27 protein-coding genes are annotated in these 26,880 nt (G+C 64.8%); 9 read left to right on the top strand and 18 right to left on the bottom strand.

Annotation, left to right across the window (positions count from 1 at the left end; genetic code table 11):
- The first annotated feature begins 70 nt into the window (after nt 1-70).
- The 5 genes from XH91_RS05500 to XH91_RS05480 all read left to right on the top strand — a co-directional run bounded on the left by XH91_RS05500 (nt 71) and on the right by XH91_RS05480 (nt 4,811).
- Nucleotides 71-1,081: an aldo/keto reductase gene (locus tag XH91_RS05500; protein ID WP_128949632.1), complete on the top strand. Its 1,011-nt coding sequence runs from the start codon at nt 71-73 to the stop codon at nt 1,079-1,081.
- A 15-nt stretch (nt 1,082-1,096) separates the two neighbouring features.
- Nucleotides 1,097-2,410: a tetratricopeptide repeat protein gene (locus XH91_RS05495; protein WP_128949631.1), complete on the top strand. Its 1,314-nt coding sequence runs from the start codon at nt 1,097-1,099 to the stop codon at nt 2,408-2,410.
- 32 nt (nt 2,411-2,442) lie between these two features.
- Nucleotides 2,443-3,261, top strand: a complete 819-nt coding sequence (locus tag XH91_RS05490; RefSeq protein WP_128949630.1) for a CoA transferase subunit A — start codon at nt 2,443-2,445, stop codon at nt 3,259-3,261.
- Nucleotides 3,261-4,004, top strand: a complete 744-nt coding sequence (locus XH91_RS05485) for a CoA-transferase (protein WP_128949629.1) — start codon at nt 3,261-3,263, stop codon at nt 4,002-4,004. The genes XH91_RS05490 and XH91_RS05485 overlap by 1 nt, the downstream gene beginning before the upstream one ends.
- Nucleotides 4,005-4,232: 228 nt before the next feature.
- A complete protein-coding gene (locus XH91_RS05480) occupies nt 4,233-4,811 on the top strand; it encodes a hypothetical protein (protein WP_128949628.1) in 579 nt (192 codons plus the stop codon).
- A gap of 6 nt (nt 4,812-4,817) precedes the next feature.
- Here the strand turns inward: XH91_RS05480 and XH91_RS05475 are convergent, their stop codons facing one another.
- Nucleotides 4,818-6,377: an oleate hydratase gene (locus XH91_RS05475; RefSeq protein ID WP_128949627.1), complete on the bottom strand. Its 1,560-nt coding sequence runs from the start codon at nt 6,375-6,377 to the stop codon at nt 4,818-4,820.
- A 390-nt stretch (nt 6,378-6,767) separates the two neighbouring features.
- Here XH91_RS05475 and XH91_RS05465 point away from each other — a divergent pair, with 390 nt between their 5' ends.
- Together XH91_RS05465 and XH91_RS05460 are read left to right on the top strand one after the other, a co-directional pair.
- Nucleotides 6,768-7,343, top strand: a complete 576-nt coding sequence (locus XH91_RS05465; RefSeq protein ID WP_128949626.1) for a cysteine hydrolase family protein — start codon at nt 6,768-6,770, stop codon at nt 7,341-7,343.
- A 111-nt stretch (nt 7,344-7,454) separates the two neighbouring features.
- Nucleotides 7,455-7,757 carry a hypothetical protein gene (locus XH91_RS05460; RefSeq protein ID WP_128949625.1) on the top strand — a complete coding sequence of 101 codons (303 nt, stop codon included), beginning with the start codon at nt 7,455-7,457 and terminating at the stop codon, nt 7,755-7,757.
- Nucleotides 7,758-7,791: 34 nt separating this feature from the next.
- On the opposite strand, the gene XH91_RS05455 is transcribed toward XH91_RS05460, so the two are convergent.
- From XH91_RS05455 to XH91_RS05445, 3 genes are read right to left on the bottom strand one after another with little or no spacing between them, the layout of a single operon-like run.
- Nucleotides 7,792-9,063 (bottom strand): flavin monoamine oxidase family protein, encoded by a 1,272-nt coding sequence (locus XH91_RS05455; RefSeq protein WP_128949624.1) that lies wholly within the window; start codon nt 9,061-9,063, stop codon nt 7,792-7,794.
- A 4-nt stretch (nt 9,064-9,067) separates the two neighbouring features.
- The gene (locus XH91_RS05450; protein ID WP_128949623.1) at nt 9,068-9,772 is read right to left on the bottom strand and encodes a RibD family protein; all 705 of its coding nucleotides are present in this window, start codon (nt 9,770-9,772) and stop codon (nt 9,068-9,070) included.
- A 22-nt stretch (nt 9,773-9,794) separates the two neighbouring features.
- Nucleotides 9,795-10,454 carry an FABP family protein gene (locus tag XH91_RS05445; RefSeq protein WP_128949622.1) on the bottom strand — a complete coding sequence of 220 codons (660 nt, stop codon included), beginning with the start codon at nt 10,452-10,454 and terminating at the stop codon, nt 9,795-9,797.
- Nucleotides 10,455-10,695: 241 nt separating this feature from the next.
- Here XH91_RS05445 and XH91_RS05440 point away from each other — a divergent pair, with 241 nt between their 5' ends.
- Nucleotides 10,696-12,720, top strand: coding sequence for a hybrid sensor histidine kinase/response regulator (locus XH91_RS05440; RefSeq protein WP_245477280.1), 2,025 nt, complete (start codon nt 10,696-10,698; stop codon nt 12,718-12,720).
- 59 nt (nt 12,721-12,779) lie between these two features.
- Here XH91_RS05440 and XH91_RS05435 read toward each other — a convergent pair whose 3' ends face one another.
- The 4 genes from XH91_RS05435 to dctA form a co-directional block, all read right to left on the bottom strand.
- A complete protein-coding gene (locus tag XH91_RS05435) occupies nt 12,780-13,028 on the bottom strand; it encodes a hypothetical protein (protein WP_128949621.1) in 249 nt (82 codons plus the stop codon).
- 117 nt (nt 13,029-13,145) lie between these two features.
- Complete coding sequence (locus XH91_RS05430; RefSeq protein ID WP_128949620.1) at nt 13,146-13,985, bottom strand: bifunctional allantoicase/(S)-ureidoglycine aminohydrolase; 840 nt, start codon at nt 13,983-13,985, stop codon at nt 13,146-13,148.
- 2 nt (nt 13,986-13,987) lie between these two features.
- Nucleotides 13,988-14,494 (bottom strand): ureidoglycolate lyase, encoded by a 507-nt coding sequence (locus XH91_RS05425; RefSeq protein ID WP_128949619.1) that lies wholly within the window; start codon nt 14,492-14,494, stop codon nt 13,988-13,990.
- Nucleotides 14,495-14,515: 21 nt separating this feature from the next.
- Entirely contained in the window at nt 14,516-15,850 is a 1,335-nt protein-coding gene (dctA, locus tag XH91_RS05420; protein WP_128954736.1) for a C4-dicarboxylate transporter DctA, read from the bottom strand.
- Between the two features lie 224 nt (nt 15,851-16,074).
- Here dctA and XH91_RS05415 point away from each other — a divergent pair, with 224 nt between their 5' ends.
- Nucleotides 16,075-16,971, top strand: coding sequence for a LysR substrate-binding domain-containing protein (locus XH91_RS05415; RefSeq protein ID WP_128949618.1), 897 nt, complete (start codon nt 16,075-16,077; stop codon nt 16,969-16,971).
- A 10-nt stretch (nt 16,972-16,981) separates the two neighbouring features.
- Here the strand turns inward: XH91_RS05415 and XH91_RS05410 are convergent, their stop codons facing one another.
- The 10 genes from XH91_RS05410 to XH91_RS05365 all read right to left on the bottom strand — a co-directional run bounded on the left by XH91_RS05410 (nt 16,982) and on the right by XH91_RS05365 (nt 26,880).
- The gene (locus XH91_RS05410) at nt 16,982-18,169 is read right to left on the bottom strand and encodes an ABC transporter permease (RefSeq protein WP_128949617.1); all 1,188 of its coding nucleotides are present in this window, start codon (nt 18,167-18,169) and stop codon (nt 16,982-16,984) included.
- Nucleotides 18,170-18,173: 4 nt separating this feature from the next.
- Nucleotides 18,174-19,334, bottom strand: a complete 1,161-nt coding sequence (locus XH91_RS05405) for an ABC transporter permease (RefSeq protein ID WP_128949616.1) — start codon at nt 19,332-19,334, stop codon at nt 18,174-18,176.
- Entirely contained in the window at nt 19,331-20,032 is a 702-nt protein-coding gene (locus XH91_RS05400; protein WP_128949615.1) for an ABC transporter ATP-binding protein, read from the bottom strand. The genes XH91_RS05405 and XH91_RS05400 overlap by 4 nt, the downstream gene beginning before the upstream one ends.
- A gap of 22 nt (nt 20,033-20,054) precedes the next feature.
- A complete protein-coding gene (locus XH91_RS05395; RefSeq protein WP_206736854.1) occupies nt 20,055-21,017 on the bottom strand; it encodes an efflux RND transporter periplasmic adaptor subunit in 963 nt (320 codons plus the stop codon).
- Nucleotides 21,018-21,175: 158 nt separating this feature from the next.
- Nucleotides 21,176-22,339, bottom strand: coding sequence for a helix-turn-helix domain-containing protein (locus XH91_RS05390; RefSeq protein ID WP_128954735.1), 1,164 nt, complete (start codon nt 22,337-22,339; stop codon nt 21,176-21,178).
- A gap of 692 nt (nt 22,340-23,031) precedes the next feature.
- Entirely contained in the window at nt 23,032-24,066 is a 1,035-nt protein-coding gene (locus XH91_RS05385; protein WP_128949613.1) for a Gfo/Idh/MocA family protein, read from the bottom strand.
- A 6-nt stretch (nt 24,067-24,072) separates the two neighbouring features.
- On the bottom strand, nt 24,073-24,522 hold the full coding sequence (gene aroQ, locus XH91_RS05380; protein WP_128949612.1) for a type II 3-dehydroquinate dehydratase: 450 nt from the start codon (nt 24,520-24,522) through the stop codon (nt 24,073-24,075).
- Between the two features lie 13 nt (nt 24,523-24,535).
- Nucleotides 24,536-25,282, bottom strand: coding sequence for an amino acid ABC transporter ATP-binding protein (locus tag XH91_RS05375; protein WP_128949611.1), 747 nt, complete (start codon nt 25,280-25,282; stop codon nt 24,536-24,538).
- Nucleotides 25,283-25,344: 62 nt separating this feature from the next.
- Nucleotides 25,345-26,172: a transporter substrate-binding domain-containing protein gene (locus XH91_RS05370; RefSeq protein ID WP_128949610.1), complete on the bottom strand. Its 828-nt coding sequence runs from the start codon at nt 26,170-26,172 to the stop codon at nt 25,345-25,347.
- 51 nt (nt 26,173-26,223) lie between these two features.
- Nucleotides 26,224-26,880 carry an amino acid ABC transporter permease gene (locus XH91_RS05365; protein ID WP_084805020.1) on the bottom strand — a complete coding sequence of 219 codons (657 nt, stop codon included), beginning with the start codon at nt 26,878-26,880 and terminating at the stop codon, nt 26,224-26,226.

Here is a 26,880-nt window from a genome sequence, read left to right as displayed (position 1 = left end):
CTTCGCTGCGCTCGCAATGACGAATGTGGCTAGCTATGGTGGCCCAACAATAGCCTCGAGGAAACTTCCCATGCAATACCGCCAACTCGGCCGCTCCGGCCTGAAAGTGTCGCCGATCTGCCTGGGCACCATGATGTTCGGCGGGCCGACGGACGAGGCGACCTCAACACGCATCATCGCGAAAGCGCATGACGCCGGCATCAACTTCATCGACACCGCGGACGCCTATTCGAAAGGCGGCTCCGAGGAGGTGGTGGGACGCGCGATCGGCAACACCAGGCATGCCTGGGTGCTCGCGACCAAGCTTGCCAACCCCATGGGCGACGATCCCAATCGCGTCGGCCTGTCGCGGCGCTGGGTGCTGCAGGCGGCCGAGGAGAGCCTGAAGCGGCTCGGCACCGACCACATCGACATCTACTATCTGCACAAGGAAGACCATGCGACTCCGCTGGAGGAGACGGTGCGCGCGATGGGCGACCTGATCCGTTCAGGCAAGATCCGCTATTTCGGCGTCTCCAACTACCGCGCCTGGCGCGTCGCCGAGATCTGCAACATCTGCGACCGGCTCGGCATCGACCGTCCCGTGGTCAGCCAGCCTTATTACAACGCCATGAACCGCATGCCCGAGGTCGAGCATTTTCCGGCCTGCTCCTATTACGGTCTCGGCATCGTGCCCTATAGCCCGCTCGCCCGCGGCGTGCTCACCGGCAAGTACAAGCCCGACGCAGCGCCCGACAAGGACACGCGCGCCGGCCGCAACGACACCAGGATGATGCAGACGGAGTGGCGCCCGGAGTCCTTGCAACTGGCGCAGGAGATCAAGACGCACGCCGAGAAGAACGGCATCACCGCCGGCCAGTTCGCGGTGGCCTGGGTGCTCAATTCCGCCTTCGTTTCGTCGATCGTCGCAGGTCCGCGCACCGAAGAGCAATGGGACGGCTACATCAGCGCGCTCGACTATCGCTTCACCGCCGAGGACGAAGCGCTGATCGACCGGCTGGTGGTGACGGGCCATCCGTCGACGCCGGGCTACAATGACCCGGCCTATCCGATCGAGGGACGTCGCGCGCGAACGGCGTGAGAGCGGGAGACGACGATGCCGCTTGAAGACCGCTACGGACTGCCGCTCTCCACCGCCTCCGATCAGGCGGCATCGGCCTATCGCGAAGGCGTCGATCTCATGCTCGCGGGGTGGACCGGCACGGCGGAAGCGCTGGAGCGCGCGATTGCGGCCGATCCGGATTTCGCGCTCGCCCACATCGCGCGCGCCCGCGTGCATGCGTTCTACCAGCAGGGCGATCTCGCCCGGAGCAAGGCGGCCTTGGCGCGCGAGCTCGTCGCCATCCGCGGCTCTGAGCGCGAGCGTTCGCATGTCGAGACGCTGGCGCTCGCGATCGAGGGCCGCGGGCCAGACGCGATCGCGGCCATGTCTGGGCATATCGAGAGCTGGCCGCGCGATGCGGTGGTGCTGTCGCTGCCGCTCGGCGCGTTCGGCCTGTTCGCCTTTTCCGGCATGGCCGATCACGACCGCGCCCGGCACGAACTGTGCGAGCGCGTCGCCCATTATTATGGCGAGGACTGGTGGTTCCTCACCATGGCGGGCTGGGCGATGACGGAGAATGGTGATGTCGCGCGCGGCCGTGCTGTGACCGAGCGCGGCTTTGACCTGCGCCGGGCCAACGCCCACGCCGCGCACGCCGTGCTGCATGCGATGTTCGAGGACGGCTCGATCGAGGACGCCGACCGTCTCGTCGAGGCGTGGATACCGACCTACGACCGCGCGGGCATCCTGCACGGCCATATCCTCTGGCACCAGGCCCTCGGCGCGCTCGAGCGCGGCGATGCGCCGCGCGCTCTGCAAATCTACGCCGACGTGCTGCAGCCCTCTGCTACGCAGGCGCCGCCGCTCAACGTCGTCACCGACGGCGCTTCGCTGCTGTGGCGCCTGTCGGCCTACGGCCATACCGTACCGAAGGCGCTCTGGGCCGAGGCCGATGCCGCCGCGCAAAAGCTCTTCCCGAAATCGAGCCTCCCCTTCGCCGACGTCCACATGGCGTTGTTCGCCGCCGCGACACAAAATCGGCAGGCGCTGGCCGCGCGCCTTGCCGTGATCGAGCAGCGCCTGGCGGACGGCAAGCTGCCGGCCGGCCCTGTGGTGCCGGCGATCTGCCGCGCGCTGGCGGCTTTTGCGGATGAAGACTACACCACGTGCGTGCGCGAGCTCGCGCCCGTGCTCGCCGACGTCGTGCGCATCGGCGGCAGCCATGCCCAGCGCGAGCTGATCGAGGACACGTTCCTCGTCGCGCTGATGCGCAGCGGCGAGCTGCCCCGCGCCCGCAAGCTCCTCGATGCCCGCCTCCACCGCCGCCCCTCCTTGCGCGATACGCGCTGGCAGGCGGCGATGGCTTGAGGCAGGATAGAGGCAACAGACCGGAGGACGCCATGACCGAGATCGTTGCGCTGGAGGTGCTGGCTGCACGCGTTGCACCCGGGCAGTCGCTGGCAATCCCCGTCGACGGTTCGGGCGTGGCAATGGCGGCGACCGCAGCGCTGCTCGAGGCCGGCATTCGTGACCTCAAGCTGATCTGCGTGCCGATCTCGGGCCTCCAGGCCGATCTCCTGATCGGCGCAGGCTGCGTTGCCTCGCTGGAAACCAGCGCGGTGTCGCTGGGCGAGGCCGGTGGCGCGCCGCGCTTCACGGCCGGCATCAAGAGCGGCGCCTTCACGATGCGCGACTCCACCTGCCCCGCGATCTATGCCGGCCTGCTTGCCGCGCAGAAAGGCGTGCCGTTCATGCCGATCGCCGGCATCATCGGCAGCGACCTGCTCGACGTGCGGCCGGACTGGCAGGTGATCGACAGTCCTGTCGGCGAGGCGCGCAAGGTCGTCGTGGTGCCCGCGATCTCGCCTGATGTCGCGCTGTTTCACGCGCCCGAGGCCGACCGCGCCGGCAATGTCCGCATCGGCCGCCATCGCGAGCTCGCGGACCTCGCTTATGCGTCGAAGCGCACGCTGGTCACCGTGGAGCGCATCGTCGACCGCAATCTGCTCGACAGCGAAGACTCCGCGGCCGGTGTGCTGCCCTCGCTCTATGTCGACACCATCGCGGTCGCCGCGCGCGGCGCCTGGCCGCTGGCGCTGTGGGATGAATACCCCGCCGACGAGGCCGAGATCGCGCGCTACGCGGCGATGGCGCGCAGTGAGGACGGCTTTCGCGCTTACCTCTCGACGTTCCTGACCCATCGCAAGCAGGTCGCCTGATGTCGGCCGATCGAGAACGGCGCGAGATCCTGATCGCCACCATTGCCGATCTGCTCGACGGTATCAGCCACGTCGCGGTCGGCGCGTCGTCGCCGATCCCCGCGGCCGGCGCCATGCTGCTGCGCGCCCGCAACGAACGTGACGGCAAGCCGCCGGTGCGCATCTCGATCCTGGGATCGCAGGCGCACAATTTCTTCACCAATGGCGGCATCGAGCTGTTCGACTGTGCGGCCCAGGGCCGCGTCGATGCCTTCTTCCTCGGCGGCGGCCAGATCGACGGCCAGGGCAACATCAACCTGGTCGGCACCGGCGACTATCCCACCAGCAATGTGCGCTGGCCCGGCTCGTTCGGCTCGGCCTATCTCTATCATCTCATCCCCCGCGTGATCCTGTTTCGCGAGGAGCATTCCCCGCGGGTGTTCGTGCCCAAGGTCGATTTTGTCAGCGCCCGCGCGATCACGCCGGAGGTACCCCGCCGAGGCGGCCCCTACGCGCTCCTGACCAACATGGCGCTGTTCGATTTCGACCGCGAGGCGGGCGGCTTCGCCCTTCGCTCCGTGCACCCGCCCTTCACCCCCGCCGATATCAGGGAGAACACCGGCTTTGCCTACCGGGAGCCCGAGGTGGTGCGCGAAACGAAGCGGCCGGATGCTGCCACGCTGGCGCTGCTGCGGGGGCGGATTTTCGACGAGCTGGCCGAGACTTACCCGGCCTTTGCCCGGACCATGATGCAAGCCGCCTGACGCCTGCTCCCCTCCCCGCCACGAAAAAAACATCGGCTTGGCGGCAAGTGCCCGCCAGAACGGATTGGGGCGATCGGGGGCGAATCGCCGATGGGTGGCGCGGTGGTATTCCAGACGGGCTTTATCGAACATTTGGCCGGGCAAACCGGATCGCAACCAATTTGCGATTCGATGGTTGGTGGGCGGAGCTCTCGCCCGTCTGTCGCCCCCTGGCACATGAGCCTGACGATGCGCCTGCCCCGACTGGTCCTGGCTGCTATTCTCGTCTCTCTCGCAAGCCCTTGTCTTGCCGAGTCTTCCACCGCGATCCCGGTGAACAATCCGCCAGCCCAGCAAAATTCCCTCGTCGACATGCTGGCGCTGATGTCCGGCCACTGCAAGACGCTGAAGGTCGCCGGCCGTCCCTTTGCCTGCAAGACCGTGGCCTTCGCTCACGATGACAAGGGCCGGGTCAATTTCGCCGTTGCCGTCGACGATCCCAGCGACGAGAACCACGTCGTGTCGTTCTCCGGCGAGAACGGCAAGCGGGCCGACGACAATTCCTACGAATTGCCGATCGATCGCATGCTGCTCAACTCCAAGAACCGGCCGAAGGTCGACGGCCTGCCGGTCCCGGTCGCGCAGACCTCGATCGGCACCTGCCGCCAGACCGGCAATTTCGCGGCCAGGAAGGTCAACGACGTCACCTGCTCTGCGACCGACAGCGAGGGCCGGACATACGAACTGCTGTTCGTCTCCGACGGCAAGCCGGTGAGCGTGCGGCGCATCAGGCAGTCGTCGCCGTCGATCCAGGATCCGTTCAAGTAATCCCGATCAGGAGAACGCCTTCTCCAGCGTCGCGAAGATCACGGCGAGCGACTTGTCGTGCCGGGTCACGGCTGGAATCGGGCGGTCGATCTTCATCAATTGATAGACCGCCATCTGCGCCGCACGCACCGAATACTCGACGGTAAAGACGACATCGTCGGGAATCTCGACGAACTGGCTGACGAAAGCGAGGTTCACCGAATTCTTTGGCACCGGCACCGGCCGATCGGTCGCAAGCCGCGGCATGAACATGCTGGTGATGTAGGGCATGCGGCAGGGAATGCAGATCGCGTCCTCGAATACGGCACGGTCGAAATTCAGATGACCGCAGAGCTCTTTCAGGATGTCGGCGCCACAGCAATCCGACATCGGCTTGGCAACGAAATTGCCGATGCGATCGGGATGCAGCGCATAGCCCCAGAACAGCTGGACGTCCTTGGGCTGACCGAGGAAATGCGGCTGATGGTAGAGCACGACCGACATCAGCCAGTTGGAATCCTTGAAGGTCACCAGCCCGCCGGTGCCGGCCCTGTTGCCGGAGAAGGCTTCCATCTGGTTGAAGAAGCGCGGATCGCGGCAAGTTCCAGTGAAGGACAGCCAATAGGATTCGGGGATCGAGGTGTTGAACGCCTGGGGATTGCCGAACTCGGGACGTCCTTTTGCGATCGTCTCCCAGAGCGCCCAGCCCTGGCTGTGGTCCTTGGTCAAGCACGGCGCGGGCTCGGTCATGGTGCCGAGGCTGGAAGCGTCCGTCATCGAGCCGTTCTGGAAGAACACGAGATCCCCGTCCTCGAGACGGACATTGGCGGTGCGGCCATCCCGGTCGAGCACGAGCTGGCGAACCCGCAGCTTCTCGCCCGCTTGCTCGAAGGCCATGTCGGTCACGCGCGTCCCCCGAACGAATTGCACGCCCTGCCGCTTCAGCCAGTCCTCGAGCGGCCGCACGATCGCGTCATACTGGTTGTAGACCGTGCGCTTGACGCCGGCGAGCGTCTCGATGCGCGGGAATTCGTTCATGAAGCGATGCAGATAGCGCTTCAGCTCGACCGCACTGTGCCAGGGCTGGAACGCAAAGGTGGTCTGCCACATGTACCAGAAATTCGATTCGAAGAATCCCGGAGACAGCCAGTCGGTGATGCGACTGCTCCCGAGCGCCTCCTCCGAGGTCTCGGTGAGGCGCAACAGTTCGAGCCGGTCGCGAGCGGTGAAGCCCATATGCGAGACGTCGATCTTGAAGCGGTTGTGGTCGACCAGCCGCGCGCGGGAATGCGCCGGGTTCTCCTCGTTGAACGCCACGGTTTCGTCGCGCACGCTGTGGCCCGGGCGCTCGAGCGAGGGAATGTCCGACAGCAGGTCCCAGGTGCATTCATAATGGTCGGTGGTGAGCATGCGGCCGCCGCGCAGCGAATAGGCGCCGTTCGCCAGCAGGGCGCCATCGAGGCTGCCGCCGAGCAGCGGCTGCGCCTCGTAGATCATGATGTCGCGCCCCGACAATTGCGCGTCGCGAATCAGGAACGCCGCGCCTGCGAGCGATCCGATGCCGCCGCCGATGAAATACGCCTTCATGCCTTGCCTCGATTGCAGTCCGATTGATCGGCGCGACATTGCATCTGATCGCGGTGAGCAAAGTTGCGCTGGATCAAGTGCAGCAGATGGCGTGTTTCAAATCGAAGTGAAGGCTCGCGAGCCGCATCCATGAGAGAGACATTAGCCCGGATAGCCACTCCCATGTCCCGGACGCGGTGCAGCGCGCAGCGCTGCTCCGCAGAGCCGGGACCATCCTGCAAACGGGCCTCGCTGAAACATGGGCCCCGGCTCTGCAGCGCACCGTCGAAGAGACGCTGCGCTGCGTCCGGGGCACGAGAGGTGTCCCGAAACGAGGGAAGATCGGCATTGCACGTTTCCCCCCTCATCTCGCATATTCGATTCAACTCGATGTGCGAAAGATCCGTCGCCATGCCTCATCCCCTCCCCGCCCTCATCGTCGTCGACGTCCAGCGCGCATTCGACGAATGGGAGGCCGCGGGCCAGCGGCGCAACAATCCGGATGCGGCGGCGCGCATCGTTGACCTGCTCGCCGCGTTCCGGGCAAGCGGCGCGCCGATCTTCCATATCCGCCACGAAGGCACCAAGCCGAACTCGACGTTTCGCCCCGAGCGCACCGGCTACGCCGTCAAGGACGAGGCGCGCGAGCAGGGCGGCGAGCCTGTCATCGTCAAGCGCGTCAACAGCGCCTTCATTGGCACCGACCTCGAGACGCGCCTGCGCGCAAGTAACATCGCAACGCTCGTGATCTGCGGTGCCACCACCAATCATTGCGTGGAGACGACGACGCGCATGGCCGGCAATCTCGGCTTCGATGCACAGCTCGTGCGCGACGCCACCTGGACATTCGACCGCGTCGGCCCCGATGGCGAGACGCATTCGGCCGAGAACATTCACACAATGACGCTGTCGAATCTGAACCGCGAATTTGCCCGCATCGTGACGGCAGGCGAAGTGATCGCCTCGCTCGCAGCGTTGCGACAATAAATCTCAGCCCGATTGTCGCGTCGATCGCGTGCGTCGTTTCGACGCTCGCTCTCGCCGGAACGCGGGTAGATCCCATCTGTTGTCACTCGATATCTCAACTGGAGTGATGACATGAAATATCTCTTTGTCGCGATGGCTCTCGGCGCTGCTGCGCTCACCGCGCCGGCAGCCAACGCGGCGGCCGGCGGAAAGGCCAAGCCGCAAGCTGGCCAATCGACCGACCTCAGCTCGCAGCACAGACACGGTCATCGCCATCACCACTGGCGTCCTCACCATCACGGCTATTATCGGTCGCATTACCGTAGCTATGGCTATTACCCCCGGCACCACGGCTATTACGGCGGCGGACCCTACGGCTACTATGGCGACCGCGGTCCGGGCGTGACGTTCAGCTTCGGCGGCAGCCGCTGGTGAGACGAAAGGCCCGCAGAGATGCGGGCCTTCTTGCTCATCCCCGCAAAATGACCCCTGCCGTTTCCAGGCCGCTCGCCAGCGCAGCCTCGACCGTTCCCATGTCGCGACCACGATAAACCGCTTCGCCGGAAAACAAGATCGAGCCATCGGCGCGCGCCAGGATCTGTTGCGCCGCCCGCGTCCGTGGCGTAGCCCAGGAATAGGCGCCGCGGGCAAAGGGATCATTCGCCCAGTTCGCCGCTGCCGCCGCCACGAGATCCTGCGCAATCTCCTCGCGCGGAATGCCGAAAATGGCGGCGAGCGAAGCGAGGCCGGCATCGATCAGCCCTTTCTGATCGAGATGCGCCAACCCCGCGGTTCGCGGACCGCCGAACCATCCCGTCAGCACCGGATGCCGATCCGGATGACGCGTCCACCATACGGGAATGGTCTCGTCCGACAGCAGGAAGAGCATGTCGGCAAGCTCTTTGCGCCGCTCGCGCCACCATGGCCGCGTGAACCGCAGCAGGATCTTGATGACGCCGCCGAAGCCGATGTCGCGTGCCGCTGCCGCGGTCTCGCGTGCGGCCGCGGGCAGCGCGATCTCGCGCAACAGCGGCAGCGGCACGGTGAGGATCACGCGATCGCAGTCTTGCAGCTCACCGCCTGCACAACGGACAATGACCTTGCCCCCGCTGTCCTCGATTGCGGTGACGACAGCGCCGAGGTGAATGACAACGCCGGACTTGCGGCACTCGGCGAGAAGAAAATCGATCAGGCCGCCATAGCCGCCGTCGAGGCGCGCCTGCATCGCATGTCCGTCATTCATCCATTCGTCGCGCAGCGCCAGCGTCGAGGCGCGCGCGGGATCGGCCGCATCATAGCCCTCGACCATGCGTTCGACCGCATGCCGCAGCCGCGCGTGCTCCGGCCCGGCAAAATGCTGGCGCAGAAAATCGGCAACGGTGAGATCGTCCGCCAGATCCTTCACGGCGGCATGAAGCTGCTCGTCATAGGGCTCGCGCGGATTCTCTCGCGAGAATATCGTGCCGTCAAAGCTCCATTGCGCGCCGCCGATCGTGCGCACTGTCAGCCCCGCCTCACGCGCCAGGTCGCGCGTGATCGGCGCCTCGCCATGAACGAACTCCGCGCCGCCGTCGGCGGCATAGCCGAACTCCGACGCCGGCAGCGGATGAATGCGTCCGCCGCAGCGTTCGCGCGCCTCCAGGATCGTGACCCGCCTGCCGGCGCGCGCGAGCTGGCGGGCCGCCATCAGCCCTGCCGCCCCTGCGCCGACAATGACGATGTGCTCGGACCTATCAGGCATACTGTTATTGGCGCGCAGAATCGTTCTGGATCAGATAGCGCAGCAACAGGACGCCGCCACCGAGATCCCGCATGCTCTCCAGCGTCATCGCGGCGAGCGGCGCGCGCTTGTCGTGATCCTGCTCGGTCGAGTCGAACACGAAGGGCGCGCCCCTGGCGCCGTCGATCGCGGGGCTGAGGATCAAATTGAATTCGTCGATCAGGCCGGCGCGCAGGAATGCGCCATTGGCAACACCGCCGCCCTCGACAAGCAGGCGTTTGACGCCAAGCTCGCGATTGAGGATCTCGACCGTCAGTGCGAGGTCGATCTCGGTCTTGCCGGCAAAAATGTAGGATATGCCCTCACCGCGCAGCCCCGCCAGATGCGAATCCGGCACGCTCTCGGTCAGCACCACGACGATGGGATCGCCGCCGATATCGGCGCGACCCCAGCCGATCTTGCCATGCGCGTCGAGCACGACGCCGTAGGTCTTGGCATCGCGCCGGGCGAACCAGTTTTCGCGCGGGAATTTCTCTCCCGACGTCTCGGGATAAGGCCTGCCTTTGGCAAACTCCGAGCCGGTGACGCGGCCGATCACCCAGGCATCGCCGCCGAGCTGGTCGTGGATTTTTTCGAACCAGTCGGTGCCGGCGCCTTTCGGACGCCAGCGGCTGGGATGGGTGCGGCCATCAAGGCTCGAATGCATCAGGCAGATGACGTAGGGCTTCATGCAAGATCTCCGCGTCGGCGTCTCAGGCCGGCTTGTTGCCCTTCTCGCGATCGTTCACGATCATCGCGAGCGGATTGAGTTTGGGCGGCGCGACCAGCCGAAGCGTATTGCTGTCGTGATGATTGAACGGAGCGCCGCGGACGAACAACGCGGTCTGGATCTGATAGCTCCAGCTGCCGTCGTCGTTGAAGGTGATGTCGCAGCGATAAGAGTCGGTGCGGAAGGCCTGTTCCAGGAACTCGGTCGAGCAGATCCCGTAAGTCGTGTCGCCGCGCTTCGCGATCACGGAGATTTTCTTGTCGTCCGGCTTGGCCTGCCCCGAGGCGAGCAGCACCTGCCCGCGCGGGATCGCCAGCGTCTGCATGATCAGCCCGGTCGCGGCCTCCCACAGCCAGTAGCCGACCTGATCGTGGAAGGTGGTGTCTTCCTCGGGCGTGTTGATGTGAATGTGATAGCGCAGCCCGTAGAATAATTGCGGCCCGTTGGCCTGCGGATCGATCGGGTCCATCCTGATGTGCTCGATGAACGTGCGCCGCTCCGGTCCGTCCGCCTTCGGATTGATGTCGATGCCCTTGTCGGCCTGCCAGGTGCCGGCGAGCCGGCGCAGCGGGCCGAGATTGGCAAGGCTGTCGGGCGAGACGTCCTCGGGCTCGGTGAAGATGTCGGCGGGAATGGGGAGCATGAAAGACCTCGCGTCGTTGCGCACAGCAGCAATAGCACAAGGGCGGCGCGAAACACCTGCCATGGAACCGGAAGGCTGCCCCGCGCGTTGTGGGACCTTGAGTGCGAGTCCTCGAAATCCGGGCTCGAATGGGCAGGGATGCCCAGGTCACGCGTCGCGAGGGGGTCCGGTGCTGTCGGAGACAACTGTTCGGCAGTCGACTGATCTGGGCTTTCCCTCCGACGGAGGCGAGCTGGGCGCGATGATGCGCGCCCTCGACTGGTCGGGCTCGCCGCTCGGCCCTCCCAACCAATGGTCCCAGGCCCTGAAGACGACGGTCAGCATGCTGCTGGCCGCGCAGGCCCAGATCGTCCTGTTCTGGGGGCCCCAATACGTCGCGCTTTACAACGACGCCTATGCGCCGGGCATCGGCGCCAATCATCCCCGGGCGCTCGGCCGGCCCGCGATCGAGAATTGGGGCGAGTTGTGGGACGATCTCGAGCCGCTGCTGTCGGGCGTGCGCCAGACGAGAAAGACCTTCGCGGCAAAGGATCGTCCCTTCTACGTCGAGCGCCATGGCTATGGCGAGACGAGTTATTGGGATGTGTCCTACTCGGCTGTCGTTGACGATGACGGTTCGGTCGGCGGCGTGCTCTGCATCGTCTCCGAGACGACCGAGCGCGTTCTCGGCGAGACGCAGTTGCGGGCCAGCGAAGCGCGTTACAGGGAGCTGAACGCGACGCTCGAGCAGCGCGTTGCCGAGCGCACCGCGGAGCGCCATCTGCTCGCCACCATCGTGGAGACCACCGACGGGCAGATCCAGGCGCTCGATCTCGATTATCGCTGGCTCGCCATCAACGCGTCCTGCGCCGACGCCTATCAGCGCATTTACGGCAAGCGGCCGAGGGTCGGCGATTCCCTGCACGAATTCCTGGCCGACCGGCCCGAGCATCTCGCAGCGGCAACGGCCATCTGGAGCCGCGCGCTGGCAGGCGAGGCCTTCACCAATATCGAAGAGTTCGGCGATATCAATTTCGACCGCCGCGTCTACGAGATGAAGTTCGAGACACTGCGCGCGCCCGACGGCACGCGGATCGGCGCGTTCCTGACCGGGATCGACGTGACGGATCGGCTCGAAGAGCAGGCGCGGCTGGCGCAGGCCGAGGAAGCGCTGCGTCAGGCCCAGAAGATGGAAGCGATGGGCCAGCTCACCGGCGGCGTCGCACATGATTTCAACAATCTGCTGACGCCGATCGTCGGCCTGCTCGACATGTTCCAGCGCAAGGGCATCGGTGGCGAGCGCGAGCATCGCCTGATCGCCGGCGCCGCGCAGGCGGCCGAGCGCGCCAAGACGCTGGTGCAGCGCCTGCTTGCTTTCGCGCGCCGGCAACCGCTTCAGGCCGTTCCGGTCGATATCGGCCGGCTCGTCGCCGACATGGGCGAGTTGATCTCGAGCACGACCGGACCGCAGATCCAGGTGACGGTGGACACGCCGGAAGGGATGCCCGAAGCCATGGCCGATCCCAACCAGATCGAGATGGCGATCCTGAACCTCAGCGTGAATGCCCGCGATGCCATGCCCGGTGGCGGCAAGCTGCGCATTTCGGCCAAGGCCCGAACGATCGAGCGCGCACATGAGTCCGACCTCGCGCCGGGCACCTATGTCTGCATTTCGGTTGCGGATACCGGCATCGGCATGGACGAGGAGACTCTGGCTCACGCCGTCGAGCCGTTCTTTTCGACCAAGGGCATCGGACAAGGCACCGGTCTCGGGCTCTCGATGGTCCATGGTCTTGCCTCACAGCTCGGCGGGGCACTGACGATCAAGAGCACTGTGGGGGCAGGCACGACGGTCGAACTGTGGCTGCCGGTCAGCCACGCGGCCGCGGGCGCGATCGACGCCGTCCCGCGAGCAAATCTACGACCGTTGCCAACCGGCACGGCACTGCTGGTGGATGACGAACCGCTGGTGCGCATGAGCACCGCCGAGATGCTGCGCGAGCTTGGCTACTGGGTCGTCGAAGCAAGCTCCGCGGAGGACGCACTCCAGCGCGTCAAGGACGGCCTGCGGCCGAACCTGCTGATCACCGATCACCTGATGCCGGGCATGAGCGGAACGGATCTCGGCCTCGCGCTACGCAACCAGTACCCCGAGCTCCAGATCCTCGTCGTCTCAGGCTACGCCAACAACGAGGGCATCACACCGGATTTGTCGCGGCTGACAAAGCCGTTCCGGAGCGATGAGCTCGCGGCGAGCTTGGCAAACCTTGCTAAGGCGGGGCGGTAGGGGGCAGCGAGGCCGGCTCTCAGGCCGCCTCGCGTGCCTCAGGCCGCGCCTCGCGTGCCTCAGGCCGCTTCGCGCGCCGATGCCGCGCGCTGTTCGAGCATGCCGATCGTCGCGACCAGATTGTCGCGCCGCACGCGAAGGTTCGCCGCGAGCGGCGGATAGGCCGGCTGCTGCGCGTCGAACACCCCGACCCTGGCCTCTTCCTCCAGAATGTCGGTGTTGAGCAGCCGAACCCGCCACCACAAATCGGCGATCAACGCATCGAGCTGGAGTTCTCCAGCCGCACCAGAACGGGACACTTCCTGCATCACTTGCCTCAACCTGAAACGGCCTCGCTGCTGAGACCGCGCTTTGGTAAGGACTGAGCAAGCGGAGTGCCAGAAACGGGTTGCATGAGCGCGGGCGAGAGCCGCCGGCACGCGACGTCAGATCAGCGGCGCGCCCTGCCGCAGATTCATGTGTCGGTTGACGTCCTTGTACAGGAGATAGCGGAACCGGCCGGGACCGCCTGCGTAGCAGGCCTGCGGGCAGAACGCGCGCAGCCACATATAGTCGCCGGCCTCCACTTCCACCCAATCGCGATTGAGACGGTAAACCGCCTTGCCTTCGAGCACGTACAGCCCGTGCTCCATCACGTGCGTCTCGGTGAAGGGGATCGTCGCCCCCGGCTCGAACGTGACGATGTTGATGTGCATGTCATGACGCATGTCCGAGGGATCGATGAAGCGCGTGGTGGCCCACCGCCCGTCGGTATCGGGCATCGCGACCGGCGCGATCGAATCCTCACTGGTCACGATCGGCTCTGGGGCGGCCAAACCGGGCACGCGCTGGTACAGCTTGCGGATCCAGTGCAGCTGGGCCGGGCTCGGGCCGCGATTGCGCAGGCTCCAGCCGCAACCGGGCGGCACATAGGCGAAGCCGCCGGCCTTCAGCTCTCTGTCCTTGCCTGCGAGCTTGAGCGTGACCTGTCCGCCCGCGACGAACAGCGCACCTTCGGCGTCCTTGTCGGGCTCGGGGATTTCGCTACCTCCATTCGGCCCGATGTCCATCAGGTAATGGGAGAACGTCTCGGCGAAGCCCGAGAGCGGCCGCGCCAGCACCCAGACGCGCGTGTTGTCCCAGTGCGGCAGGTGGCTGACGACGATATCGCGTTGCACGCTGTTCGGAATCACGGCGTAGGCGGTCGTGAAGACGGCGCGGCCGCTGAGGAGATCCGTCTGCGGCGGCAGGCCGCCCTGCGGGACGTGATAGGTTCGCGATGACATCGTCAGGCCTCGTGGTGGTCAGGCATCAGAGCGAGCTGCATGGTCTCGTCCAGCCAATATTCTTCGAGGTTGTTGCCGTCGCCCTTGCGGTCGACGACGAGGAACGAACTTGCGTCCTCGAGCACCAGCAGCGGGTGATGCCAGCAATTGCGGGCATAGTTCACGCCTTGCTGCCCCGTCGCCGCGAATGCCCGGTAGCTCGCGGCATCGCGCGGGTCGGAGCAGACGACGACCAGCCAGTCCGCACCATCGAGCGGCATGAACAACTGGCTTCCCAGCGGATGGCGCTCAATCAGGCGGATTGCGATCGGCGCCGGACGCAGGGAGGCGACAAACCAGCTGATATTGGTCTGTCCGCCTTCGGCGGCGACATCGATATTGGCGAGGTCGTTGAAGCGCCTCGCAAAGCCCTGGTTGATCGACAGGGGGATCGCCCCGTCCGATTCGATGACCTCGCCGAACGGCGCGAAGGCTTGCTTCGTCAGCGGTTCAATCGAAAGTGTCGCCATCGTCCACCTCTGTTTCCGCGCTCAGAGCGTTTGCAGCCCAGCGACGGGAGCCGCCGCGCCTGCAGGCTCGGCCTGCAAGGTCTCGCGCGAGGGATCGATCTCGCCGTTCAGGATGCGATGCGCCTTGGCGCGATCGAGGTCGCCTTCCCATGCGGCGACGACGACCGTCGCAACGCAGTTGCCGACATAATTGCCGAGCGCGCGAGCGATGCCGATGAACCAGTCCACCGACAGGATCAGCACCAGGCCGATCGCCGGGATCGCCGGAATGGCCGACAATGTCGCGGCGAGGACGACGATCGCCGAGCCCGGAACGCCATGTGCGCCCTTGGAGGTGAGCAGCGCGACGCCGAGGATGGCCAGCAGGTCGCCCAGGGCCAGCGGCGTATTGGTCGCCTGCGCGATGAAGACCGCCGCCAGTGTCAGATAGATCGAGAACGCATCGAGGTTGAACGAATAGCCGGTCGGGATGACGAGGCCGACGGTCGAGCGCTTGATACCGAGCAGCTCGAGCTTGCGCATGGTCTGCGGCAGCACGCTGTCGCCGGCGGCGGTGCCGAGCACGATCATCAGCTCTTCGCGCAAGTAAGCCAGCAGCTTGAACAGGCTGAAGCCTGATAGACGCATGATCGATCCGAGCACGACCACCACGAACAGAACGACTGCCAGATAAAACAGCCCGACGAGGCCGCCGAGCTGCTTGAGCGAACCGATGCCGTACTTGCCGACGGTGAACGCGATCGCACCGAACACGCCGATCGGGGCGAGGCGGACGACGAAGTTCATCATCTTGAAGATGATCTCGTTGACGCGCTCGATGAAATCGACGACCGGCCTTGCGCGCTCGCCGCACAATGACACGGCGCAGCCGAACATGATCGAGACGATCAGGACCTGCAGGACATCGCCGGAAGAGAACGCGCCGACGATGGTCGAGGGGATCAGCTTCATCAGGAATTCGGAGACGCCGCCGCCGGCGACCTGGGCCGCGGTCTGGCTGAAGCCGCTGAGGGCCTTGGCATCGAGCGTCGAGGGATCGATGTTCATTCCGGCGCCGGGCTTGAAGTAATAGGCGAGCGCGATGCCGAACACCAAGGCGATGGTAGTGACGATCTCGAAATAGAGCAGCGAGCGGATGCCGACCCTTCCCACCTTCGAAAGGTCTCCGGCCGCCGAAATGCCCTGCACCACGACGCAGAACACGATGACGGGCACCAGCATCTTGATCAGCTTGATGAAGCCGTCACCGAGCGGCTTCATCTGCAAGGCCGTATCGGGATAGGCCATCCCGAGCGCGATGCCGAGCGCGAGCGCGACGACGACCTGGAAGAAGAGTGACTTGAAGATGTTGGGCATGAAAGTTTTGAGCATGGCTTTCCTCGCTTGCGGGACTTGTGTCTGGCTGGCTTGGTCGGCGGCTCGAGCCTTTCGCCATTCTTGTCGTTGGCGGCGTCGCGACGCCGCTGCGTGCAGGGCCATTGGCCGCTTTGCAGGGCGGACGACGGCTGCATCGGTCATTCGTTGACCAGGTGCGACATCAAGTCCAATATATAGAACGACACGATCAAGAGGGTTTCGCTATGGATCTTCGCCAGGTGAGATATTTCATCGCGGTGGCCGAAGAGCGCAGCTTCACCCTCGCGGCGCGGCGGCTGAACCTGTCGCAGCCGCCGCTCAGCCAGCATGTCCAGGCCCTCGAGGCCGAGCTCGGCACCCAGTTGCTCTACCGGACCAGCCGCAAGGTGGAGCTGACGCAGGCCGGCGAAGCGATGCTGCTGCGCGGCCGCGCCATCCTGCAACAGGTCAAGTCGGCGGAAGACGAGGTGCGCTCGATCGGCGCCGGCCTGGTCGGAACGCTGGATCTCGGTGCGACCGGCTCCATCCTGCGCGGCCGTCTCGCCGAGCTGCTCGCGGCCTACCGGCAGGTCGCGCCCTTGGTGAAGATGACCGTGCACGAGCAGGCCCCGGCACGACAGATCGCGGCCCTGCTCAACCGCACCACCAACATCTCGCTGATCCGCGGCGTTCCCGCCGAGCGCGAGCTGACCAGCAAGCTGGCATGGCGCGAAGAGGTCGTTCTCGCCGTGCCGCGCACGCACCATCTGGCCAAACGCAAGCGCGTCGCGCTCAGCGAATTGGCGTCGGAAGATCACGTCGTCCTCGACCCCGACAGCTCCGATTTCGCACGCTATGTGCAGAGCTGCTGCGTCGATGCCGGCTTTTTGCCAAAAGTGTCCCAGCAGGTCGTCGACGCGCAGTCGATCCCGAGCCTGATCGCCGCCGGCTTCGGCGTCGCGCTGGTGCCGCAGTCGATCGCGCGTTTCACCACAGCCGATATCGCCTTTCGCCCCATCCGCCCCTCACCGCCCGCTGCCGACGTGTTCCTGGTGTTCAGGGAGGACGAGACCTCGATGGTCGTGCACAATTTCATCAAGCTGGCGCTGCGGTATTTGGGGCAGAGGAAGAAGCTGGTCTAAGTCGTCAGAGTCACCCATACAGCCCCGCGACGATCGGCATGCGCGCCGCGCGCAATGCCGGAAAAACTCCGCCGAACAGACCGACGGCGAGCGCGAGCAGCAGGCCCTGGCCGATCAGGCGCGGGCTGAGCTGGAAGTTGAACACCACCTGGCTGAAGCTTGCGCCCATGGTCGAGGCGGTGAAGCCGTCAAAGACCAGATAGGTGGCTGCGGCGCCGATCACGCCGCCGATCGCAGCCAGGATCAGCGACTCCACAAGCGTGCCGACGAACGCCGAAAAGCCGCCGAACCCGATGGCGCGCAAGGTCGCGATCTCGGTCGCCCGGGCCGCGACCGAGGAGTACATCGTGTTGAGCGCGCCGGCGAGCGAGCCGAACGCCATCGCGATCGCCAGCGGCCAGCCGAGCTTCTGGATCAGGTCCGACGTGTTCGACGCCTGCTGCGCGAAATAGGCGGCCTCGGACATCACATCGAGCTTGAGGCGCGGATCGTTGTCGCTGTAGGCGCGCAACGTCTCGAGCGCCGCCGGACTGGTCAGCCGCGCCCGCACGGTCTGGACGGCGCCGGTGCGCTTGAACAGGCTCTGCAACACCGGCAGATCGGCCCAGATCTCCGATTCGAACACGCTGCCGGCGGCGGCGAAGATCCCGACCACCGTCCATCGCGTGTTGTTGAAAGTCACCGTCTGGCCGAGCTCAAAGCCCTCGAATTCCTTGCCCAGCGCCCTGCCGACGATGATCTCGTTGCTGCCCGAATTGAACATCCGGCCCGCGGTGATGACGACGCCGCGACGCAAGCCCGGCCCCTGCGGGCCGAGGCCGCGGAGCGGCAGGCTCGCCTTGGTCCCGGTGCTGCGCTTGATGCCGTTGACGGTCAGGTAGAGTTCGCCCGAGGTCTGCGGTTTTCCGTCGGGTCCCCTGGCGATGCCGGGACCGTCCTCGATCAGGCGGGCCTGGTCGCGCAGCACCACGCTGTTGATCTCCGAAACCGCGCCGCTGCGCAACACGACGGCGATATCCTCCGCACCGGAATCCGCGATGGTGCGACGGAAGCCGTTGGCCATGGAGAGGAACGCCAGGAGGACCGTGACGACGAGGCCGACCGTGATCACGGTCGCCAGCGACAGCCACAGCCGCTGCGGCAGGCTCTTGAGATTGATGGCGGTGACCGCGAGGGTCTGCAGGATGATCGAGCGCATCGGGTCAGCTCCGTCCGAGCGCGGTGACGATATTGAGGCGCATCGCGTTGAGCGCCGGCACCAGGCCCGTGATGATGCCGAACACGACCATCAATCCCACCGCCGCCGCTGCGATGTCAGGGTAGAGCGACAGCGTCGGTACGAAGCTCATCAGGCTGTCCCGCACCCGCGTGATCATGAGAAGCGCGACGCCGAGGCCGGGCAGGCCGCCGAGCAGCGCCAGCAGGATCGATTCGCCGAGCACCATGCGCAGGATGCGGCCACCGGAAAAGCCCAGCGTCTTCAGCACGCCGATTTCGCTCGTGCGCTCGCGCACCGTCATCACCATGGTGTTGCCCACGATCATCAGGATCGTCAGGAAGGCCGCTCCGACCACCAGCTCGACGATCAGCGCGACGTTACCGAGCTGGGCGGCGAACGCCTTGCTGAAGGCCTTCTCGCTGTCGGTCGTCGTCTCCCAGGGCGAATTGGCGAACATCCCGTCGATGGTATCGATCACGCGCTCGTTCGCGGCCACGGACGTGGTGCGCAGCGCCAGCCAGCTGATCAAATCCTTGCCGAACGAGCGGGTCTCGTTGAAATAGTCGTAGCCCATCAGCATGACGTTGGTGTCGGCCTGCGGTATGCGGGCGGTGAAGCTGCCGACGATGATGAAGTCCCAGGCGTGCGAGCCGTTCTTCTGGGACCAGATGCTGCTGGAGATCGGAATATGATCACCGACCTTCCAGCCCCACTTCTCCATCAGGCGCGCCCCGACCAGAACGCCGGTGCGCTCGCGGATGAAGGCCGCGCGCGCCTCGGGGGAGAACACGAAGTCGCTGTCGCGCAGATTCATCCAGTGCTCGGGATCGACCGCGAAGGCAGCGATGAAGTTCCTCGGCTCTTGGTAATAGCCTCCGAACCAGCTGAAATGGGTGATCTGGGCGACGCCGTCGATGGCGGCGACGCGATTGTAGTAGGAGATCGGCAAGGGCTGGGTGAAGTTGATCTTGTTGAGCACCACCAGGCGATCGGGCGTGGCGCGGTCCTGCCCGGCGTTGAAGGCGCGCTCGAAGCTCGCCAGCACGCCGAAGATCGCAAACGCGATCAGGATCGAGACCATCATCAGGATAGCCCGCAATTTGCGGCGGAACAGATTCTTGCGGATCAGGACGAAATCGTTCATGCCGCGAGCTCCTTCTCGATGAAGTGGCCCTTGTCGAGATGCAGCGATCGCTTGGCGTATTGCGCCGCCGCCGGATCGTGGGTCACCATCACGATGGTCTTGCCGAGGTCGCGGTTGAGCACCTGCAGGATCGACAGCACCTCGTCGGCGGTGGTGCGATCGAGATCTCCGGTCGGCTCGTCGCATAGCAGCAGCGCCGGATCGGAGACGATGGCGCGCGCGATGGCGACGCGCTGCTGCTGCCCGCCCGACATTTCCTTGGGGTAGTGCTTGACCCGATCTGCGAGCCCGACCACGCCGAGCGCCGTCTCGACCCGCTGCCGCCGCTCCTTGCGGCCGAGCCGCGTCAGCAGCAGCGGCAATTCGACGTTCTGCGCCGCGGTCAGCATCGGCATCAGATTGTAGAACTGGAAGATGAAGCCGATATGGGATGCGCGCCAGCGCGACAATTCGCCCTCGGACAGGCGATCAAGGCGTTCACCGGCGACCTCGATCGCACCTGCGTCGCACCGGTCGATGCCGCCGAGCAGGTTGAGCAGCGTGGTCTTGCCGGACCCCGACGGTCCCATCACGGCGACGAAATCGCCGCTCGGGATGGCAAGGTTGAGACCATCGAAGATGGTGATCGTCTCCTTCCCCTTGGTGAAACGCTTGCACAGATCGACGATGTCGATCATCGGGTCCGTCGGCGACGTCATGGGTCTTGCTCCCGCATGTGCTTTAAGGGGAATCGGATCGCGCCGTGGTGGGCGCGCCGTCGTCCAGGAAGGTCACCTTGATCGCCATGTCGGGCAGAATGCGCGCGTCTTTCACGTCCATGCCGACGCGAACCTTGACGGTCGCCTTCTCGCGATTGGCGGTCGGCACGATGGCGATGACGGCGCCCGGGATGCGCCAGTCCGGATAGGCATCGAGAACCGCTTCGACGCGGGTGCCGGCATGCAAGCGGCCGATCGAGGCCTCGTTGACGTCAACCTCGATCTCGATCGAGTCCATGTCGACAATGGTGCAGATGCCGGTGCGGGTGAAGCCGCCGCCGGCGGACAGCGGCGAGATCATCTCGCCCGGTTGCGCGCTGCGATCGACCACGACGCCGGCGAACGGCGCGCGGATCCGGTGCTTGCCGAGCACCTCGCCGTAGCGCTGGGCCTCGAGTCGCGCCGCCGCGAGTTGGGCTTCCGCCTGGTGGAGCTGGGCCCGCAGCACGCCGGCTCTCGCCTGCGCCTTGGTCAGATCGGCCTCGGTGGCATAGTTCTTCCCCGACAGCGTCTGGGTTCGATTGAGGATTCGCTCGGCGTCGGCGAGGTCAGCGGCAATTGCGGCCACGGCCGCTTCGGAGGCCTCGGCGCGCGCCTGCGCCAGCGCGTAATCCTTGTCGGCCAGGACATCGTCGAGCCTGGCGAGAACCTGGCCGGCCTGCACCACCATGCCCTCGTCGACCAAGAGGTCGACAACCTTGCCGGTGACCTCGGCCGCGATGGTGGCCTTGCGGCGCGCCACGACGTAGCCGGACGCGATCAGGCTGCCCGTGCTCCCAGGCGCAGGCGCCACGCTCTTCTGAACCGTACTGTCGGACTGGGCAATTTGGGGAGACGGCTCCGCGACGGCGGGTGCCTGCGCCGGCAGCATTGGGCTACCGAGCCAGAGCACCACGCCGCTTCCCGCGACGATCAGGGCGATCAAGCTCCCGACGGCCGGAAGCAGCCATCGTCGCGGCCGCGACGAAGACCCGGCCGGTGGGGACCGTTCGATCATGAGAGAGCGGAGCGATCGCGTCCTGTCATCCATCTCCACAGCTTGCCTGCTCCGGCGAGCTCTCTCTCGCCCGTTACAGAATTCGGCTAGCCGATTTTCAACGGGATTGGCCGATTCTGAAGTTCTTCGTCGTTTTCCAATGCCAAATTTTTCGATGCCATGGCCGCCGACCGGGCAAGTGCGTCACGACGGAATTCCGTCGGCGTCAGGCCGATCTCGGCCTTGAACGCGCGATTGAACGGACCGATCGACTGGAAACCGGCGTCCATGGCGATGGTCAGCACCGCGACGTCCCGTTGACCGGGATCGGACAACGCCGCCTTGGCTTCCCCGATGCGATAACGGTTGAGAAAGGCATTGAAGTTGCGATAGCCGAGGCCCTCGTTGATGGCCTGCCGGAGCCTGTATTCCGGCACGTCGAGCTTGGCCGCGAGGGCGCCGATGGTGAGGCCTTCCTGCCGATAGACCCGTTCGACCGTCATCAGGATGTCGAGCCGACGCAGCAGCAACGATGCTGTGGCATCGCGACCGCGATCGGCCGCCCTGATCGGCGTCGCACGATCTGCATTTTCGGATCCAGTTGCAGCGGTCCTCGCGACGGCCGCGGAAATAGCCGGCGGGGGGTGGAACAGGCTCCATCCGGCCAGTGCGGCGATTGCCAGCAGAGCGGCTGAGGTGGCCAGGCTGCCTGACAAGCCGACGCTCTTGGCCGAGATCGACGTCACGTCCGGGACGGACAGCAAGACCACAATGAGTAGCGCCAGAATCAGGATCGCGAGCCGAAGCCGACGCCGGCCGGCGACAAGGTCGGTCTTCCAGGTCCTGAGCGTCTGCACGGCTGCGGAGAGCGACAGGATGATCCCCAGGATCGACATCGATCGAACGCCCGCCTTGGCGAAGTCAGGCCATGTCGTCCATGTGAAGATCACCGAGAACCAGACGCCGACGACGGCCAGCCACAGCAGGCCATGCCAGCGCCGAACCACGAAATCGTCGTCGAAGCCCGCGCGCGCCCACAACCAGACCAGCACCGGATTGGCGCCCAGGAGCGGCATGACCCACCAGACCGAGGCCTTGGGCACGAGCGGTGCCGTCACGATCGCGTAGAGCGCGCCGGAGGCGGCCATGGCGACGCTGAGCCATTTGATCGTATCCAGCGGGCGAACACGCCCCAAGGTCACGACCATGATCATCAGGAAGAGACCGGCAACTGCGCCGCGCAGGCCGAGGTCAAGTGCGGTGGCTTCCATGCTGTCCGCGATTCCCACCGGCGAAACCCAAGACGTTATACAAAGAGGTTGCAGTAGATGTTGCATCTGCCGGCGGATTGTCGCCGTCGGAGCGCCGCGCGGCAACTCAGATGCAGACGCTGCAACCTGGAGGATAATCGGACGGGCGTCCGGTAGCAAACCTGCGATGCGGGGAAGAGAGTGGTCGGGCCAAGCGCGGCTTGTGAAGCAGCGAAGCAAACCATTATACAATTGATATCGTTATACAATTATTTGCCAAGCTCCCAACCCGGCCAATAGGCCGCCCAAAGCACGCCTGCGGCTTTCGCACGGCCGTCCGGCGTCCCTGAGGACCCAATCGCGTGGCGCGCATCAAATAGACGCTTGCAACCGAAGCCTCGCGCCAGGATGGCCGCGCATGTCTCCTAAAAATCATGATCGGCGCAGCGATCTGCTCCGTCGTCGGCGGCATTTCGACTGACGCGCGACGCGCCCGGCGCTAACCGTCCGTTTCTGTCCAGATCAGCAACTGCATGCTGACGCCAATGGTTCGCGGTTCTGCTTGGTATGAAAACGGCGTCCAGGAAGGAAACATACGCAACCACCGACAGGGTGAACCGCCGCTTTTCCTCAGCCTTGTGGCATGATGACATTCGCAGAATTCGCACGTTCAGAACAGCCCAACCAGCGAGCCGTAGAACATACTTCCGTTCTCAAATCGACACGAGAGCTCCGGTTTCCCCTGCGCGCTTGACCGCATCAATCACTCTGAGCGTTTCGAGGCCTTCGCGCCCGCTCACCACAGGCTCGGCCGTGCGGCGGATGACGCCGCAGAAATTTGCGATCTGCAGGCCGAGCGGGTCTTCCTTCTCGTAGCTCAGCCGCTCACGCTCGATCGGCGCCCACCAACTGGCCTTGCTTGGGTGATGCCATAGATCCAGTTGCGGAATTGCGAGCGATGCTCTGGTGCCGCCGATCTGGTAACAGGCCTCCGGCGTGTGACTGTAAGCCGGGTTCTCGCCGGCCGTGAATTCCCAGCTCCAAGGCGACTGGATGGTGTCGGAGACATTGACCGTTCCCAGCGCGCCCGAGGCGAAGTGCAGGATGATGACCGCTGTCTCTTCAACCGCGTTGCCCCGCAGCCGATTGGATTGGGCAGCCTGTACTGCGACGATATCCCCGCACAGGTACCGCAGCAGGTCGACATCGTGGATCAGATTCAGGAAAACTGGCCCCGCTCCTTTTTCGCGGCGCCAGGCCACATCAAAATAATCGTCCGGCTTGATCAGCCAGAACATGCCATGCACCGACACGATCTGGCCGAGCCGGCCGCTGTCGATCTCTGCCTTGGCTCGCTGGATCATCGGGTTGTGGCGGCGATGATGACCGGTGAGCAACGGCACACCCGCCCGTTCCGAGGCCTCGACCAGCCCCTGCGCAGCGGCGAGGTCATCCGCGAGCGGCTTCTCGATCAGCGCCGGGATGCGCGCTGCGATGCAATCCATCCCGTTGGCCACGTGCATCTGGTTGGGGGTGGCAACGACAATCCCCTCAGGCCGATTTCCGGAGAGCATGTCCTGAAAGGAGGGATACCAGTCCACCTTCAGCGACGCCGCCAACTCCCGAGCCGCCGGCATGGGATCGACGATCGACGACAGCATCGCCTCCGGCCGCGCGAGAATGTGCTCGATGTGTCGCTTGCCGATGAGGCCCGCTCCCATCACTGACAGCCGGACAGGTGCGCTCATGCGATGCTATCCCTTCTTCTCGTCAAGCAGTTTGGCCACGCGACGCAAGCCGAGCAGATAACCTTGCGTACCGAAGCCCGCGATGACTCCATCAGCCCGTTTGGAGACAAACGAGTGGTGGCGGAATTCCTCGCGCTTGTGCACATTGGAAATGTGTACCTCGATCACCGTCCCCTCGAACGTGTTCAGAGCGTCCAGGATGGCGACTGACGTATGGGTGAAGGCCGCGGGATTCATCACGATCCCCGCAGCTGTCTCGCGCGCCTCGTGGATCCAATCGATCAGCTCGTATTCCCTGTTCGACTGGTGAAAGCGAATCTCCAGCCCGAGTTCCCCGGCCAACGCCCTACAATCCCGCTCCACGTCCGCAAGCGTCTCGTGGCCATAGATGTGGGGCTGGCGTTTGCCGAGCAAATTGAGATTTGGGCCGTTGAGGACGTAAACAAGGCGACTCATAAGAGAACTCCGTTCAGTGATGGGCGAGGATTTCGCCAAGGAACTGCCTGGTGCGGGCGTGTTGGGGATTGCGGAAGAAAGCGTCGGGCGCGCCTTCTTCGATGATCTGCCCTTCGGCCATGAAGATGACGCGATCAGCGACCTGGCGGGCAAAGCCCATCTCGTGGGTGACGCAAATCATGGTCATGCCGTCGTTGGCGAGGCCGATCATCGTATCGAGCACCTCCTTCACCATTTCAGGATCAAGGGCAGAGGTCGGCTCATCAAACAGCATGACCTTGGGCTGCATGCAGAGCGCTCGCGCGATCGCGACGCGCTGCTGCTGGCCGCCCGAAAGCTGAGCCGGATACTTCTCGGCCTGATCTCCGATGCGCACGCGCTCGAGGTATTTTCGCGCGATCGCTTCCGCCTCGGCCTTGCCGATGCGGCGCGCGCGAATGGGCGCGAGCATGCAGTTCTGCAAGACCGTCATATGCGGAAAAAGGTTGAAGCTCTGAAAGACCATGCCGACGTCCTGACGTACCACATCAATTGCTTTGATGCTGTCGTCCAACCGATGACCGTTCACCACGATGCTGCCCTGCTGGATCGCCTCGAGGCGGTTGATACAGCGGATCAGCGTCGATTTGCCCGATCCGGACGGACCGCAGAGCACGATCTTCTCGCCCTTGCGAACGGTGAGATCGACGTCGCGGAGCGCCTGGTACCCGCCGTACCACTTCTGCACGCCCTTCATTTCGATCAGGATATTGTCCTGCATGGATTCGGCTCCGCTATCGGAGGGCGGCCTACGCGGATGGCGCGTCGGCCGCTCGCCAGTGGCTACTGAACGGTGAAGGGAACGCCGGGGACCGAGTCCGGGAAGATGGGCACGGGGGCCTTCATCCATTTGGCGTAGAAGCCGGCCAGCTTGCCATTCGACTTGATCTGGTCGATGAACTTGTTGGCCGTCTCGTTCCACTCCTTCTCTCCGAGGCGCGTGCAGGCGCCGTTGTACAGAGCCATGAAGTGAAGCTTGGGCTCGAACCCAAGTTCGGGCTTTGCGGCATTCAGACGCTGCGGGTAGAAGCTGTTGGCGCCGACGGCCTGCACCTGACCCGAGAGCAGCGCCTGGATCGTGGCCGCATCATCATCAAACCGGCGGATTTCGGTACCTGACGGAGCGCTGTTGGTGACCTGGGTGTCTTGCGTGGAGGACCGGGGAACGCCGATGACGTACTTGCCCATATCGGCATTGCTGGTGATCGGCGTTGCCTGGGCTGCAACCAGCGTAATCTCATTGGCAACGTAGGGCTTGGAATACTGCACCGCCTTCGCGCGCTCGGGCAGCATGGCCATGGTCGCGAACAGAATGTCCACGCGACCTGTGGTCAGCGCCGGAATACGATTGGCCACCGCCAGCGGAACGAACTCGGCCTTCACGCCGAGATAGTCGGCGAAGGCACGCCCCATGTCGGCATCGATGCCATCCTGCTTTCCCGAGCTGTCGACATAACCCCAGGGAGGATTGTCGCCCTGAATGCCGATGACGACGACGCCCTTTTTCTTCACGTCGTCCAACGTGCCGGCCTGCGATTTGCCTGCGATGGCGATGGCCGCCAACGCCGTTAACACGACCCCGAACTGGCGACGATTGGGTGAAAACAACATGAGTATCTCCTCCTGGTGATGGCTGTTTGTGATTGGATAGGTGCGCCGTTCCTACCTTTGACTGGCCAGGGCAAGCCTGGCCTCCATCCGACTGCCCCACCACGACAGTGGCCAGCAGAGGATGAAATACATCGCGCCGACCACGCCGAAGACGAGCAACGGCTGGAAGGTTTGGTTCGATACGATTTGACCGGCGCGAGCGAGTTCGATGAAGCCGACGATGGCGGCGAGCGACGTGCCCTTGATGAGCTGCACGAGATAGCCGATGGTCGCGGGCAGCGAGATGCGAATTGCCTGCGGCAGCACGATGTCGCGCATGCGCGACGAATAGTGCAGTCCAAGCGCCATCGCCGCCTCGGTCTGCCCGCGCGGCACGGCCTGGATCGCGCCGCGCCAGATCTCGCCGAGAAAGGCGGAGGCATTCACCGTGAAGCCGATCGCCACCGCCACGAAGGCATCGAGCTTCAGCCCGGTGAGCGCCAATCCGTAATACACCACGAAAAGCTGCAGCAGCAGCGGCGTGCCCTGGAAAATCCCGATGTAGATGCGGGTGATCCATTCCACGCCCTTGTGACCACAGGTGCGCAGCAATGCGACGGCGAGCCCCGCCGTGCAGCCGCCTGCGAATGCAACCAGCGTCAGCAGCACGGTCCATTGCAGCCCGCGCAGCAGGAAACCGAACTCGGGAAGGCCAAAATGCGGTGTCAT

The sequence above is a fragment of the Bradyrhizobium guangzhouense genome, from assembly GCF_004114955.1.
In the GTDB taxonomy this organism is placed as follows: domain Bacteria; phylum Pseudomonadota; class Alphaproteobacteria; order Rhizobiales; family Xanthobacteraceae; genus Bradyrhizobium; species Bradyrhizobium guangzhouense.
This window is presented reverse-complemented; position numbering and strand designations above follow the sequence as displayed.

Bases quoted from the DNA above. Each gene is read 5' to 3' on its own strand.
- XH91_RS05410 (WP_128949617.1), bottom strand. From the start codon at position 18,169: ATGCGCTCGATCATCCTGCAGACCCTCGCGGTCACCGCCATCAATCTC.
- XH91_RS05405 (WP_128949616.1), bottom strand. From the start codon at position 19,334: ATGAACGATTTCGTCCTGATCCGCAAGAATCTGTTCCGCCGCAAATTG.
- XH91_RS05425 (WP_128949619.1), bottom strand. From the start codon at position 14,494: ATGGCGACACTTTCGATTGAACCGCTGACGAAGCAAGCCTTCGCGCCG.
- XH91_RS05460 (WP_128949625.1), top strand. From the start codon at position 7,455: ATGAAATATCTCTTTGTCGCGATGGCTCTCGGCGCTGCTGCGCTCACC.
- XH91_RS05465 (WP_128949626.1), top strand. From the start codon at position 6,768: ATGCCTCATCCCCTCCCCGCCCTCATCGTCGTCGACGTCCAGCGCGCA.
- XH91_RS05490 (WP_128949630.1), top strand. From the start codon at position 2,443: ATGACCGAGATCGTTGCGCTGGAGGTGCTGGCTGCACGCGTTGCACCC.
- XH91_RS05400 (WP_128949615.1), bottom strand. From the start codon at position 20,032: ATGACGTCGCCGACGGACCCGATGATCGACATCGTCGATCTGTGCAAG.
- XH91_RS05370 (WP_128949610.1), bottom strand. From the start codon at position 26,172: ATGTTGTTTTCACCCAATCGTCGCCAGTTCGGGGTCGTGTTAACGGCG.
- XH91_RS05435 (WP_128949621.1), bottom strand. From the start codon at position 13,028: ATGCAGGAAGTGTCCCGTTCTGGTGCGGCTGGAGAACTCCAGCTCGAT.
- XH91_RS05415 (WP_128949618.1), top strand. From the start codon at position 16,075: ATGGATCTTCGCCAGGTGAGATATTTCATCGCGGTGGCCGAAGAGCGC.
- XH91_RS05500 (WP_128949632.1), top strand. From the start codon at position 71: ATGCAATACCGCCAACTCGGCCGCTCCGGCCTGAAAGTGTCGCCGATC.
- XH91_RS05390 (WP_128954735.1), bottom strand. From the start codon at position 22,339: ATGGAAGCCACCGCACTTGACCTCGGCCTGCGCGGCGCAGTTGCCGGT.
- XH91_RS05480 (WP_128949628.1), top strand. From the start codon at position 4,233: ATGCGCCTGCCCCGACTGGTCCTGGCTGCTATTCTCGTCTCTCTCGCA.
- XH91_RS05375 (WP_128949611.1), bottom strand. From the start codon at position 25,282: ATGCAGGACAATATCCTGATCGAAATGAAGGGCGTGCAGAAGTGGTAC.
- XH91_RS05445 (WP_128949622.1), bottom strand. From the start codon at position 10,454: ATGCTCCCCATTCCCGCCGACATCTTCACCGAGCCCGAGGACGTCTCG.
- XH91_RS05430 (WP_128949620.1), bottom strand. From the start codon at position 13,985: ATGTCATCGCGAACCTATCACGTCCCGCAGGGCGGCCTGCCGCCGCAG.
- XH91_RS05485 (WP_128949629.1), top strand. From the start codon at position 3,261: ATGTCGGCCGATCGAGAACGGCGCGAGATCCTGATCGCCACCATTGCC.
- XH91_RS05365 (WP_084805020.1), bottom strand. From the start codon at position 26,880: ATGACACCGCATTTTGGCCTTCCCGAGTTCGGTTTCCTGCTGCGCGGG.
- XH91_RS05440 (WP_245477280.1), top strand. From the start codon at position 10,696: ATGATGCGCGCCCTCGACTGGTCGGGCTCGCCGCTCGGCCCTCCCAAC.
- dctA (WP_128954736.1), bottom strand. From the start codon at position 15,850: ATGCCCAACATCTTCAAGTCACTCTTCTTCCAGGTCGTCGTCGCGCTC.
- XH91_RS05385 (WP_128949613.1), bottom strand. From the start codon at position 24,066: ATGAGCGCACCTGTCCGGCTGTCAGTGATGGGAGCGGGCCTCATCGGC.
- XH91_RS05495 (WP_128949631.1), top strand. From the start codon at position 1,097: ATGCCGCTTGAAGACCGCTACGGACTGCCGCTCTCCACCGCCTCCGAT.
- XH91_RS05455 (WP_128949624.1), bottom strand. From the start codon at position 9,063: ATGCCTGATAGGTCCGAGCACATCGTCATTGTCGGCGCAGGGGCGGCA.
- XH91_RS05475 (WP_128949627.1), bottom strand. From the start codon at position 6,377: ATGAAGGCGTATTTCATCGGCGGCGGCATCGGATCGCTCGCAGGCGCG.
- aroQ (WP_128949612.1), bottom strand. From the start codon at position 24,522: ATGAGTCGCCTTGTTTACGTCCTCAACGGCCCAAATCTCAATTTGCTC.
- XH91_RS05450 (WP_128949623.1), bottom strand. From the start codon at position 9,772: ATGAAGCCCTACGTCATCTGCCTGATGCATTCGAGCCTTGATGGCCGC.